The 13,199-nt window shown below is 47.2% G+C and carries 10 protein-coding genes; 2 read left to right on the top strand and 8 right to left on the bottom strand.

The annotated features are described in order from the left end of the window. Positions 1–55: 55 nt before the first annotated feature. From VFDL14_RS04300 to VFDL14_RS04285, 4 genes are all read right to left on the bottom strand, one after another. Positions 56–3,175 carry an efflux RND transporter permease subunit gene (locus VFDL14_RS04300; RefSeq protein ID WP_032552791.1) on the bottom strand — a complete coding sequence of 1,040 codons (3,120 nt, stop codon included), beginning with the start codon at positions 3,173–3,175 and terminating at the stop codon, positions 56–58. A 2-nt stretch (positions 3,176–3,177) separates the two neighbouring features. Beyond that, on the bottom strand, positions 3,178–4,890 hold the full coding sequence (locus tag VFDL14_RS04295; protein WP_032552792.1) for an efflux RND transporter periplasmic adaptor subunit: 1,713 nt from the start codon (positions 4,888–4,890) through the stop codon (positions 3,178–3,180). A gap of 9 nt (positions 4,891–4,899) precedes the next feature. Beyond that, positions 4,900–6,306 carry a TolC family protein gene (locus VFDL14_RS04290; protein WP_050487489.1) on the bottom strand — a complete coding sequence of 469 codons (1,407 nt, stop codon included), beginning with the start codon at positions 6,304–6,306 and terminating at the stop codon, positions 4,900–4,902. Positions 6,307–6,458: 152 nt separating this feature from the next. After that, the gene (locus VFDL14_RS04285) at positions 6,459–6,866 is read right to left on the bottom strand and encodes a hypothetical protein (protein ID WP_032552793.1); all 408 of its coding nucleotides are present in this window, start codon (positions 6,864–6,866) and stop codon (positions 6,459–6,461) included. Between the two features lie 379 nt (positions 6,867–7,245). Here VFDL14_RS04285 and VFDL14_RS04280 point away from each other — a divergent pair, with 379 nt between their 5' ends. Then, positions 7,246–7,587, top strand: a complete 342-nt coding sequence (locus tag VFDL14_RS04280; protein WP_032552962.1) for a hypothetical protein — start codon at positions 7,246–7,248, stop codon at positions 7,585–7,587. A gap of 125 nt (positions 7,588–7,712) precedes the next feature. Here the strand turns inward: VFDL14_RS04280 and thiE are convergent, their stop codons facing one another. Continuing rightward, positions 7,713–8,330, bottom strand: a complete 618-nt coding sequence (gene thiE, locus VFDL14_RS04275) for a thiamine phosphate synthase (protein ID WP_032552794.1) — start codon at positions 8,328–8,330, stop codon at positions 7,713–7,715. Between the two features lie 347 nt (positions 8,331–8,677). Here thiE and VFDL14_RS04270 point away from each other — a divergent pair, with 347 nt between their 5' ends. Next, positions 8,678–10,624, top strand: coding sequence for a methyl-accepting chemotaxis protein (locus VFDL14_RS04270; protein WP_032552795.1), 1,947 nt, complete (start codon positions 8,678–8,680; stop codon positions 10,622–10,624). Between the two features lie 119 nt (positions 10,625–10,743). Here the strand turns inward: VFDL14_RS04270 and thiM are convergent, their stop codons facing one another. From thiM to VFDL14_RS04255, 3 genes are read right to left on the bottom strand one after another with little or no spacing between them, the layout of a single operon-like run. Beyond that, positions 10,744–11,532 carry a hydroxyethylthiazole kinase gene (gene thiM, locus VFDL14_RS04265; protein WP_032552797.1) on the bottom strand — a complete coding sequence of 263 codons (789 nt, stop codon included), beginning with the start codon at positions 11,530–11,532 and terminating at the stop codon, positions 10,744–10,746. An 8-nt stretch (positions 11,533–11,540) separates the two neighbouring features. Further along, on the bottom strand, positions 11,541–12,227 hold the full coding sequence (tenA, locus tag VFDL14_RS04260; protein WP_032552798.1) for a thiaminase II: 687 nt from the start codon (positions 12,225–12,227) through the stop codon (positions 11,541–11,543). An 8-nt stretch (positions 12,228–12,235) separates the two neighbouring features. Then, positions 12,236–13,168: an ABC transporter substrate-binding protein gene (locus tag VFDL14_RS04255; RefSeq protein WP_419177376.1), complete on the bottom strand. Its 933-nt coding sequence runs from the start codon at positions 13,166–13,168 to the stop codon at positions 12,236–12,238. Between the last annotated feature and the right edge of the window lie 31 nt (positions 13,169–13,199).

Genomic DNA, 13,199 nt, shown 5'->3' on the forward strand with positions numbered 1-13,199 from the left:
TTTTGACCCAGCGAAAGTCTCACCGGGCCATTTAATTCAATAATCTAGAGAGAACCTATTTCAGATCTCGCTGTTTCCACAAAACAAAAATGGCGGGGATCACCAGCAGAGTCAGAAGTAACGCTGAGGCCATGCCTCCTATCATTGGGGCTGCAATTCTCTGCATGACTTCTGAGCCTGTACCCTGCCCGTACATAATTGGAATCAAACCGATGATTACCGTCAGAACCGTCATCATCACCGGGCGAACTCTTAAGCCAGCGCCTTCACGAATCGCATCCAGCAGATCCTTGTGCTGCAGCGGTGTGTGCGCATTCTCGTGGTCTTGTTTCTTGAAGTTCCACGCTTGGTTGAGATACACCAACATAATCACTCCGATTTCCACAGCAACGCCAGCCAAGGCAATAAAGCCAACGCCTACGGCAATCGAGAAGTTGTAACCGAGATAATGCATCAACCACACCCCGCCAACCATCGCAAGCGGCAAAGTCAGCATGATCACCATGACTTCTCCAACACGTCGGAAGCTCAAGTAAAGTAAGAGCATGATGATTGCAATGGTGATTGGCACAACAATGCTCAAGCGCTCCTTAGCTCGCTCCATGTATTCGTATTGGCCAGACCAAGCCAACGAGTAACCAGCAGGAAGCTCTAGATGTTCTGCCACCGCACTCTTGGCGTTTTCGACATAAGTTCCTAAGTCACGCCCTTCAATATCAACAAATACCCAACCGTTTGGACGCGCATTTTCCGTCTTGATCATTGGCGGACCATCTTCGTAACGCACGTCAGCGACATCGGCTAACGCGATGCGCGCACCATTCGCCGTTATCAGAGGCAGGTTTTGCAGCTTGATCACCGAATCACGATACTCTTGCGGGTAACGAACATTAATCGGATAACGCTCTAAACCTTCTACCGTCTCACCGACATTCATTCCGCCTACCGCTGTTGATATCACTTGCTGTATCTCAGCGATGTTTAGGCCATAACGCGCAGCAGCTCGGCGATCAATGTCGATAGTGACATAACGACCACCGGCTACACGCTCCGCATAGACAGACGCAGTTCCCGGTAAGTCATTAAGGATAGGTTCAATATCTGCCCCTATCTTCTCGATCACTTTCAGATCAGGTCCTGCAATCTTGATCCCGATCGGAGTCTTAATCCCCGTCGCCAACATATCGATACGAGTTTTGATTGGCATAACCCAAGCATTGGTTAGGCCCGGGAACTGAATCAGGTTATTGAGTTCATCACGCAGCGACTCCGGTGTGACACCGTCACGCCAAGTATCTTTAGGTTTAAACTGAATCACCGTCTCAATCATGGTTAGTGGCGCGGGATCGGTCGCTGTTTCTGCTCGGCCGATCTTGCCCCACACCGTTTCTACTTCAGGAATGGTTTTAATCAACTTATTGGTTTGTTGGAGTAATTCACGCGCTTTACCTATCGAGATACCCGGATAGGTCGTCGGCATGTACATCAAATCTCCTTCATCCAGCGGTGGAATGAACTCGCTGCCTAGCTTACTGGTTGGGTAATACGCAGATGCCATCAAGGCCAGTGCGACCATGATGATCGTTTTCGGGAAACGCAAGCTTAGGTTAAGCAATGGGCGATACAGTCCAACCAAGCCTTTATTGATTGGATTCTTATGCTCAGGGAGGACCTTGCCACGAATGAAGTAACCCATAAGCACAGGAACTAAGGTAATCGCTAAGCCCGCAGACGCCGCCATTGCATACGTTTTAGTGAACGCCAACGGTGAGAACATCTTGCCTTCTTGCCCTTCCAATGCGAACACAGGCACGAAGCTCAACGTAATAATAAGAAGCGAGAAGAAAAGCGGTGCCCCCACTTCTTCAGCAGCTTTACCTATCACTTGCCAACGATTGTTATCATTCAGCGGTGTGCGCTCAATGTGTTTATGCACGTTCTCAATCATCACGATCGCGCCATCAACCATAGCGCCGATAGCAATTGCGATCCCGCCTAGAGACATGATGTTGGCGTTGATTCCTTGCCAGTGCATCACGATAAACGCCGACAAAATGCCAACTGGAAGGCTCAGTGCGATGACTAATGATGAGCGAATATGGAATAGAAATAACGCGCACACAATCGCGACCACCAAGAACTCTTCAGCAAGCTTCTGCCAAAGGTTTTCTACTGCCGAGTTAATCAAGGTTGAGCGGTCATAGGTCGCAACAATCTCAACCCCATCCGGCAAGCTGCGTTGTAACTCATCAAGCTTGGTTTTTACTTCAGCGATTACCTCACTGGCGTTCTCACCAAAGCGCATGACGATAACTCCGCCAACGGCTTCACCTTCACCGTTTAGCTCTGAGATACCACGACGCATTTGAGGGCCAAGATTCACGTCAGCAATATCACCAAGTAATAACGGTGTACCTTTAGCGGTCACTTTCAAAGGAAGTGCTTTGAGATCGTCAATGCCACTCAAATAGCCCGACGTGCGCACCATATGCTCAGCTTCTGCCACTTCAATAACCGATGCGCCTGTTTCTTGGTTACCGCTTTGAATAGCATTGTTGACCTGCTTCAGTGTGAGGTCGTAGGCACGCAATTTAGCGGGATCAATTTGCACTTGATACTGCTTAACCATGCCACCGACCGTCGCCACTTCAGACACACCATTGACGGTTTGCAGCTCATACTTTAAGAACCAGTCTTGCAGGCTACGAAGTTCCGCCAGATCATGCTGACCAGTTTTGTCTTGTAGAACGTAACTGTAGATCCAGCCCACACCGGTCGCATCTGGGCCAAGTGTTGGTTTAGCACTGGCTGGCAGCTTAGGAGCGACTTGGCTGAGATATTCCAATACCCTTGAACGTGCCCAATACATGTCGGTGTCATCGTTGAAGATGATATAAACGTACGAATCACCAAAGAACGAATAGCCTCTAACGGTTTCCGCACCGGGTACTGCGAGCATTGCTGTAGTAAGCGGATAGGTCACCTGATCTTCTACCACTTGCGGTGCTTGTCCCGGATAGCTGGTTTTGATGATAACTTGCACATCAGAAAGATCCGGAATGGCATCGACAGGCGTATTCTTCACACTGTAGAGGCCACCTAAAGTCAGAGCGATAGTGGCGACAAGCACCAAGAATCGATTGCTGATCGACCAGCGAATAATTGCATTAATCATCACTACTCCTCAGCCGACTCAATTTTCTTCAACACATAGTCCGTGCCAGATTTCACCACGAGGAAACGCACTTTTTGTCCCTCTTTGTAATCATCAAGTGGAATATCATCGCTAGCGGTGAAATTCATCTCTCCGGCTTGCCACTGCCACTCATCAACGGCTTGGTGATTCACTGTGATCATGCCAAAATCTGCCATCAGCATAGTGATATCGCCTTCGACCCAGACTTCCGGCGCCATTGTGTTATCACTTTGGCTCACTTCGGTGACTTGGAATTGGCCTGAATCGGTCTTCTCCATTTTAAAATCGATCGCCTGACCGTTCGCTAAGCCAGATAAATCAACCTCATCAGAGAAGGTAAAGTCCATCACCATTCCCGGCCAATCCCACTCGGGAACCGGTTGATGCTCAATGGTTGCCATGCGGTGTCCCACCATCAGATTGGTGATACTGCCTTTTGCCCACACGGAATCGCTCATCTGCATTGGCTCTTCATCGATAGAAGAGATTCGAGACAAATCCGCCGTTTGGCTAGACTCCGAATCCAACATGAAGTGAGCAGAAGTTACGACGCTCACACCCTGTTCGAGACCTTCAAGCACTTCGACACGATCGCCCGCTTCACGCCCTACACGTATACGATGTGAGCGATATTTACCTTCACCTTCAGACAACACCACTCGCGTCATGCCACCCGAGTGAATCACCGATGAGCGTGCTACTGTTAGGACTTGATCGTCACTTTCTGGTTTGAGCGTGATGTTCGAGAACATATTCGGCTTCAGTTCACCATCAGGATTGGGAAACTTAAGACGCACTCGCAGTGTTCGAGTGGTTGGATCTAGGATTGGGTAAACGTAATCCACACGACCGCTCCATTCGCCCCCCGGAACCGCGTCTAACGTCATCGAAGCTGCAGTGCCTTGTGAAATCCAGTGTGCTTGACGTTCAAACACCTCGGCATCAACCCAAACTTCTTCCAGCGGGCCGGCGCTAATGACTGCTTGAGCAGGAGAAAGATAACCACCCTCTCGAATATTTAAGGTTGCGATAACCCCATCGGCTGGCGCTTTTATTTCAATGGTTTGCGATGCTTTGCCACGTCTCACGATTTGATTGATTTGCTGTTTATCAACTCCCAAAGAGATCAATCGTTCCTTAGCACCTGAGATCATACCTTTACGACCCGTTTTATAAGCGCTCAACAGCTCTTCTTGTGCCTTAACTAACTCTGGAGAATAGAGTGTAAACAGCACTTCACCCTTGGATACAGTTTCACCTACCGCATTAATAAATAGGTCTTGAACCCACCCCGCCGCACGGACGTTGGTCTGCCACAGACGACTTTCATCAAAGGCAACGTAGCCCACCGTCTCTATTTTTGGCGTCAAAGGTTCTAACATCACAGATTCGGTTTTTACCCCAAGGTTGTTCTCCACTGAAGGGTCAATGGTGACCGTCCCCGGTTTATCTTTTTTTCCTGCCAAGTCATCAGCATAAACAGGAACTAAGTCCATCCCCATAGGTGACTTACCCGGCTGGTCTCGTTGATAGTTCGGGTCCATCGGGGCAACCCAATAAAGCGGCTCATCTGCGCTTTTTTCTGACATTTCTCCACTCATAGCAGCGTGGTTCATCGGGAAAAATTGACTCGCACCAACACCGATTGCTGCACCAACGACAAGAGCGATACTTGCGACTGTAAATGATTTCATGATGTTTCCTTATTGCGCTTGTGGCGTTGTCTTTGATGATTGAGAAGGCTGGTGATATGAGCCACCAACAAGCGCAGCCAATTGACTGTTAACTATGTTTAAATCCGTGATTAATCTCTGCTGTTCTAGCTCGATATTGAGCGCGTTAGTCATAGCAGTGATCACGTCATTAAATTGCGCAGTGTTATTTTGATAACCGCGTTCAACGGCCTTTGTGGTTGCATCAGCTTGAGGAATAAAGCTGTTTTGATAACGTTCGATACGCTGAGATAGGTTGTCTCTATCCACCAAAAGCGCGTTTACTTTGGCGTTCATTTGACTAAGAAGCGTCTCTTTCTGAGCACGTGCAGAACCCACTTGGTACTGAGCAGCTTCAACACTCTTGTCTTGACGATTGCCCGTAAACAATGGGATATCCATAGTCACATAAGCACTGACCAGATCTGACGCCGGATTACCTTGCATATTATTCGCTTGTCGATAGGCGTACATCACCTCGACGCCGAACTGAGGTAGATACGCTTGCTCTGCAATCTCTACTTGCGTTTCGTTGACGGTGATAGCCGTATCCGCAGCACGAACCATAGGGTGTGACTGCAATAAAGCGTAGTATTGGGATTGACCAACGTAAGGCTTTAATTGGCCTTCTAAAGCTTGCCAACTCAAGGCGTTACTGGCCTGAATAGATTGAGGTTGTGCGCCTGGTTGTGACGCATCTATAGCAAAATTTGCCTGTGATGAATTCAACCAATCTGAACCTAGCCACTCAGAAAGCTGAGCAATAATTCGACGCTGTTGCTGCTGATTAGCTTGCAGCTTTTCATCAAACTTAGCGACATTCAGTTGAGCATTGAGCAGGTCCTGAGCTTCGCTGTTACCGATTCCATAATTGGTCTCAATAAAACGCTCAAGCTCTACCATTAAACGACGCGTTTCTAACAAGGTTGAACGTGCAGCTTGCTGATAACCCAGCTCCAACCATAGTGTGGTAATGGTGTTGGTGATTTCTCTTTCTCGGACAGCAACTTGCAAGTCAATACCATCTGCTTGCTGGCTTGACTGGCGCTCCTTTAAATCCAACGTCGAACCACGTTCAAACTGCTGCATTAACCCAACAGAAATATTGGTCATAGGATCTTCGTCGAACTTAAAACTATCGACAGGAAGGCCACCAAAACCCACTTTTAGCTTTGGATCACTGAGGGTGGCTGAAGCGATACCCGCATGACGAGTCGCTTGAGATTGAGCGATGAGCTGCTGACGACCGCTATCACGCTGCAAGGCTTGGTCAATAAGCAGTGCTAACTGGCGCTCTTGGGCTTGTAGAGTCTCTAGTTCACCAGTAACAACAGCACGACTTCCGTTGGCAGAGGTCACTGCCTCATTTGACGATGCTGCCATCACAAATGCAGGCATCGCTATCAAGCTGGTGCATATTGGCAGCACCAACCATCTCGATTCAATATTCACAAGAATAAATCCATTTTGTGGCGTTAAAAAACGCATAGATCGCACCTAGGCTCAACCTGGTAGGTCGGTCTTAGGTAATGAGATTTGGGAATTGTGAATTAAGCGGAAGGCGGTCTTAGAATAGACTGAATGCGCGCAACTTTACTGCCAATAATCACAGAGTGATAAGGAGCAAGCGAGTAAGCAAAACTGGATAAGGAACTGATAGATTGGATTGGGTAAGACCAGCTCAGGCAGATAGACACACAGCAATTGGCGCCCATATCCCCACCGTGTGAGCAATGAGATGTCTCATGTTGTCCCATATCATGCATAGATTGATCATCACTAGAAACATCACACATTGAAGACATTGCATGAGTCATCATACTCGCGTGATGGCAAGACATCGTCTCTTTATCCATCATCTGCATTTCCATGGTTGACGCACTGGAGACAGACGTCGACATCAACATCGCAAAGATGCTGAAGATCGTAATCCAAAATGTCTTAAGTGAATGCGTCATAACCAATCCATATATTTTGAACCGTCACTATAAAGGTTACCCCAAGGGTAAGGTCAATGGCTCTTTAGACAAATATAGCTCCAATACTGATTAAGCGCTCATTAAATAGACTTATTGATGCTTTTCTACCAATTATCTTTGTCGTCTAGACAAAACACCCTAGTTGATGTCGTGCAGACACAAATTTACTATGCGCAACATCAGTTTTAACAACGAATCTTCAAATACTTAGAAGCGTCGGTTAATCCATGGTCATGAAACAGGTCATTTTTGAATTTCGATTCGTCCCCAGTTTATGAGCCCATTTGGTGCTCGTTTCTACCTGAATGAACCTTTGGAATTATTTGTGAACGTTTTAAAGAATATTTGCCCACTTAAAATGGGGAAAGAGCGTGACAAGCGCGAGTATGATTTGCGAGTACTGAATCGTGTTAGTGATAGTGAATACGCTTCACGCATGGCAATTTGGGATACTCTGTTGATGGGTAAACCAGCTGCAAGTGAAATGAAAGGGTTTATGGATGAGGCTTTCAACAAGCTTCAAAATGAACTGAAAGAGACCAGCCGCGAGTTATCGATTAACTACACCGATTTTATTGCTATGGCGCATGAAGAAGTGAATTACATCAAGATATTCGTTGCGGATAACAAGGTGCAAATCGGTTGGTACATTGCTATCGCTTTAACGATTGCAGGAACCATCGCTCTTTGTATGCAGTAGGCTGAGTTCAGCTCATACAAAATTCACCAAAATATGACTAGAAAACAAGTTACTCGTTTTGAGCCGTTGTTTTCTAGTCAATTGAAATCTGAGCTACTCCATTTCTGAACTATTCTATTTCTAAATTACCCCATCAAAGAGAGCAGATGCTGAGCAGCAGCTTTGGGATCATCGGCCTGACAGATAGCTGAAACTAAAGCTAAACCATGTACACCAGTCGCCATCAACTCGGGGATATTACTCTCGTTAATTCCACCAATACCAACGATCGGCAGTTTCGTTGTTTCAAGCGCACTCTTTAAACCTTCTACACCCCAGTGCTTTTTAGTATTGGTTTTGGTTGGTGTAGCAAAAATCGCACTTAAACCGATGTAGTCAATTGGAAGGTGTTCCGCTTCTTTCAGCTGCTGTTCATTCTCAATCGAAAGACCAAGTATTTTATCTTCACCAATCAGCTGTCGCGCTATCTCCGCAGGCATATCTGACTGACCAAGATGAAGCCCACCAGCGTCTACCGCCAATGCAACATCAACACGATCATTAATAATCAAAGGAACACCTGTTCCACTGAGAATCGCTTTTACACGTTGTGCTCTCTCAATGAAGGCTCTCACATCACCATGCTTTTCTCGTACCTGAACCATGGTCACGCCCCCAGCGACACCCTGTTCAACAACATGTTCTAATGTGGCGAGATCTTGCTGATCGTCGGTGACAAGATACAACTTGTATGGATTGCTCATTGATTTGGAGTCCTTATTAATGCACGTACTACACTTTGGAGCACTGTATGCTTTGTTATTTTTAAGTGCCTAGTTTACCGATTGATCGCACTAGAGACATCAATTACTCGCGCCATCTTCCCTCACTCGCAATTCCTAATGAGTTGTCACTTCTTACACCATGACAATATGTTACTAGGCACACATGAAACCACTCAAAAACTCTGAAACAAGCACTCAAAGACAACAAAACACCTACAAGTGACACATTAATGTTACATTTTGCATGCTCTTACATCTTAAATGTGAAATACTCTACGAGTACTTACAGGCAAGAATACAGTGAAACGCGGATTATAAGGATGTATATGCGTCAACTATCTATCTCTTTAAGAGTGAAACTGGGTTATGCGATCTGCTTACTCTTTTTCATCATCTCGGGCTTTGTTAGCTTTCAAGGGATCCAAACCCTGTCTAACGGTTTTAAACACTACAGTCTATTGAGTGGGCAAGCTGAAGAGTCCAGCAATATTGAAACCCACTTTCTACAAATGCGCCTCACCTCTGAGCGCTACCTAGCAACGCTTGATGACCAATATCAGCAAGCTTATCTCGCCAATAAAAGCGACATCGACCAACAACTGCAATCTTTACTCAGCCAAACTCAACACTCCGATAGCCTAGAACGCCTTTCTCAGGTTCAACAGAGCATTACTGCCTTTGACCAAGCTTACCAGTTGATGAGTCAGAGCCAGCAATTAATCCACCAGCTAGTCACAGTTGAGATGGTGAAAAGAGAAGAGAACGCTCTCAAAGCGGCTCAGAGCCTACTTTACGAGTCTTATAATAACGACGACTCCAACGCGAGCCTATACGCAGGGATGCTGATGGAGAACTTCTTAGCCGCGAAAATCGCAGTGCTAAGCTACTCAAACGACGGTAATCCAAAGACCTACGAAACAGGCCAAGATCTGTTTGAATATGCCCTACCCGGCATTGAGGGTGATATCCGCTCTCTAGAGTCATCAGATTACCAAGCAGAATTGATCGATAGCTTCACCGCTCAGCGCGAAGCCTACGCAACAGGTTTTGAGCAAGTCCACCAACAGAAACTTGAGAACGCTCAACTTCAAACCCAGCTGACCAGCTTAGGTGATACCCTCGCCATTGCCGTATTAGATGCACAATCTATCATCGAGCAGCAGAAAAACGCACTTATCCCAGAGCTCGAACTCAGCGAAGAGCGTTCGATTCAGATCATCGTGTTACTCACAGGCATTGCATTATTGGTTGGGACAACGAGTGCGATTCTTGTGACTCGCTCTATCAGCAAGGGGATCGCTCAGGTTAAAGAGATCACCAATGAGCTGGCACAAGGTAATTTGAGTGTTGACGTCAAAGTAACTGACCAGAACGAAATTGGTCAGTTACTGGAGAACATGAAAACCACCATAGAGTCGCTGCGCGATATCGTTCAGCAAGTAAATACTTCCAGCTTGCGCATTGGTGAAATGTCAGAGTCACTCGACAGCGTGACCACAACGGGTTCAAACAACGCGTCGCGACTCAATGACGAAATCATCAACATCTCATCAGCTGTGTCTCAGCTCGCATCAAGCACATCAGAAATCGCATCTAGCGCTAATCACGCCTCTGAAGTAGCAAGCCAAGCGACTTCAAACGTTGCGATGGGTTTAACAGAAGTAGACAAAACCCTGCAAGAGATTGGTCAAGCTGACGAGCAGATGCAACTTAGCAGCCAGAAAGTGAGCGACCTACATGCTGAGTCGATGAACATTGGCGCAATTTTAGAGGTGATTCAGGGCGTAACTGAGCAAACAAACCTGCTCGCACTGAATGCTGCGATTGAAGCTGCGCGAGCTGGTGAACAAGGCCGTGGCTTTGCCGTGGTTGCAGATGAAGTACGTACTCTAGCGAAACGTACTCAAGAGTCTGCTAGCCAGATAAATGATTTGATCACCTCGTTGCAGCGCGGTGCCAAAGACGCTCTCGAGTCGATCAAAGAGAGCCATGGCACAGTATCTCAAGCTTCGACACAGGCACAGCAGGCCTCTCAAAACCTACATGTGATCAATCAACACATTCAAGACCTTAACCAAGCAAATAGCCAGATTGCAGTTTCGGTTGATGAGCAAGATAGCCTAACTCGCTCTCTAGGTGACAATGCTCAAGGCGCGAATACCATCGCCCAGAGTAACCAAGAATCTGTGGCTAAAATTTCGGAAGCGGCGAGCGAGCTTACTGAGGTTGCACACCACCTTAAGAGCCAAGTTGACCGCTTTAAGAGCACCTAACTTACGCCGCAGCCACCGCCAATTGGATATATGCCAATAAAAATAACCCCGAGTTGATAAGACTCGGGGTTATTGTTTTTGGCTTCAGAGAGCTTTTAAGCTGCGAGTCAAACTGTAAGCTAAGCCGTCAGCTTTAGACGAGCAGTAAGCGTCTCTTCGTCTAATTGATACAGGGCGTCGAGGATATTCAATTGCAGGCTACCTGGTCCTTGCGATTGCTCTGCTGCGATTTCGCCAGCAACGCCAAGTACCGCCGCAGCAGCCAAACCGCTGTTATCACCAACCGCAACAAATGCCCCAGTGAGAGCAGACAGCGTGCAACCCATTCCCGTTACGTAAGGCATCATGGCGTGACCGTTGTTCAGTTGCGTCACCGAGTCCGCAGTTACGATATAGTCAGTCTCGCCAGAAATCACCACGCTGGCGTTGTATTCAGCCACAAGGAACTTGGCAGCGCCTAATGCTGCCTCACTGCTATCTAGAGCATCAACACCTTTGCTTTGAGCTTGTTCACCCGCCAGTGCAATGATCTCTGAAGCATTAGCGCGAATGATTAAGCGGTCTGCCTGTTGAGCAATACGACGCGAAGTGTCGGTTCTAAGCTGGCTCGCACCACAGCCGACAGGGTCAAGCACCACGGTTTTTCCATTCGCATTTGCTTGCTCAACAGCAAAGTCCATGCGCGGCGTCCAAACACTGTCTAAGGTACCAATATTGATCACCAATGCGCCTGCAAAAGACATCATCTCAGCCATTTCCTGCTTTGAGTGTGCCATGATGGGTGACGCACCCAGTGCCAGCAGAGCGTTCGCACTGTTATTCATAACCACATAGTTGGTGATATTAACCACCAATGGTTTCTGTTCTCGAACCGCTTGCAGAGCGTTTGTGATCTGTTCAATAAGCATAAAGACCTCTAGTTAATGTTTGGTAATACAGCATCGCTTGCATCAAGTCCTTGCTGCCAAAATGCCACTTCCATGCGTGTCGCCGTCTTAAAGATGTGAATCAAGTTCTGTCCACGTTGGCTATTGATATCAATTTCCGCCAATAGTTGGTCGAAATACTCAGCCCCTGCCGCTACGCCACTTTGGAACTCTTCGCCACCGTATAAATCAATCCAGCTGCGGTATGGATTACCTTCCAAGACTGTTTTAGGGTCTTCCAGCAGTGCTTTACCAATCACAGCATAACCGATAGAGCATGGTGCCAGTGCCGCGTAGAGATCAACCAAATCACCCGTCATACCAGCATCCAGTACATAGCGTGTATATGCGACAGTACCAAAGTCTTCCGGCTCATTTTCTAGGTCCGATTCAGTCAGCCCCCACTGTTCGCAGTAAGTCACGTGATGACCAATTTCAGAATCCAACAATGCATGTACACTCGGCAATGCACGACGCATATCCGCCAGCGTATTGGCTTTGTAGATCGCTAATGCATAAGCACGGGCATACTGCTTTAGAAACAGAAAATCTTGTTTTAGATAATGGAGAAAACACGGCTGAGGCAGAGTACCTTGCGCCAGCGTTTGCACAAAATCATGCTCGGTGTAGCCCTGCCAATCTTGCTGACAAGCTGTGATTAAATCTTGATATTTCATGATGTTCCTTATTCGAACGTCGGTACGTAGTCAGCCGCTTTTGGCAGTGATTTGATGATGCCTTTGTCGTACATGAACTGTGCGTAATCATCGTAACGCTTATGATCGACTGCCGATGGGCGAAGTGCAAAACGCGTTAGAGTGTCGTTCCATGCGCGCTGGTTCAGCTCGTTATTGAGAGTGTCTGGCGAGTAAGCTACAAACTGTTTCCAAGATTCAGTTGGGTGGTTCACGATGTAGGTCGTTGCTTGCTCTAGCGCTTTATTGAAGGCTTTGATCGCCACTTCATCACGTTTGTTCGCGTTAGCAACAAAGATCAGCTCGTCGTAAGCAGGTACACCGTGCTCTTCTGGGAAGAAGGCTTTTGCTTTGTAACCTTCAAGCGCCAGTTGGTTTGTTTCAAAGTTACGCAGGCCACCCCAAATTGCATCTACTTTGCCAGAAGCCAGAGAAGAAGAGAGTGCCCAACCCACATTGATGGTTTGAACGTCAGTAAACGCAACATTTTCTTGCGCTAGCATAGTGCCGATCGTCGCTTCTTCGTTCCCTGCGATCGCGATACCGATCTTCTTACCTTTAAGATCGGCCAGAGAATCATTCTTGCCATTGTCCAGAACCATTAGCGTGTTTAACGGTGTTGCGATAAGCGTAGAGGCTCTCACTAATGGAAGACCTGCTGCTACGTCGATCGTTAGACTCGGCTGGTAAGTCACAGCAAGATCAACGCGCCCTGCGGCAACTAGTTTGGCTGGTGTACTTGGGTCTGCTGGCTCCTGAATTTCTACCTCTAGCCCGTGCTCTTCAAAGTAGCCACGCTCGTGTGCAATCACGATCGGACCATGGTTCGGGTTTACAAACCAATCTAGCATTAGCGTTACTTTAGTTTCGTCTGCCATAACATGACCTGAAACCAACGAAGCCATTAGAGCAGCAGCGCTCATAAATTTACTGTTTTTCACGATTAACCTTTCC

Origin of the sequence: Vibrio fortis (assembly GCF_000695685.1) — a bacterium.
Taxonomy (GTDB): domain Bacteria; phylum Pseudomonadota; class Gammaproteobacteria; order Enterobacterales; family Vibrionaceae; genus Vibrio; species Vibrio fortis_A.

Coding starts and splice junctions, on each gene's coding strand:
- VFDL14_RS04285 (WP_032552793.1), bottom strand. CDS start 6,866: ATGACGCATTCACTTAAGACATTTTGGATTACGATCTTCAGCATCTTT.
- VFDL14_RS04290 (WP_050487489.1), bottom strand. CDS start 6,306: ATGCCTGCATTTGTGATGGCAGCATCGTCAAATGAGGCAGTGACCTCT.
- thiE (WP_032552794.1), bottom strand. CDS start 8,330: ATGAGCAATCCATACAAGTTGTATCTTGTCACCGACGATCAGCAAGAT.
- tenA (WP_032552798.1), bottom strand. CDS start 12,227: ATGAAATATCAAGATTTAATCACAGCTTGTCAGCAAGATTGGCAGGGC.
- VFDL14_RS04270 (WP_032552795.1), top strand. CDS start 8,678: ATGCGTCAACTATCTATCTCTTTAAGAGTGAAACTGGGTTATGCGATC.
- VFDL14_RS04280 (WP_032552962.1), top strand. CDS start 7,246: ATGGGGAAAGAGCGTGACAAGCGCGAGTATGATTTGCGAGTACTGAAT.
- thiM (WP_032552797.1), bottom strand. CDS start 11,532: ATGCTTATTGAACAGATCACAAACGCTCTGCAAGCGGTTCGAGAACAG.
- VFDL14_RS04255 (WP_419177376.1), bottom strand. CDS start 13,168: ATGAGCGCTGCTGCTCTAATGGCTTCGTTGGTTTCAGGTCATGTTATG.
- VFDL14_RS04295 (WP_032552792.1), bottom strand. CDS start 4,890: ATGAAATCATTTACAGTCGCAAGTATCGCTCTTGTCGTTGGTGCAGCA.
- VFDL14_RS04300 (WP_032552791.1), bottom strand. CDS start 3,175: ATGATTAATGCAATTATTCGCTGGTCGATCAGCAATCGATTCTTGGTG.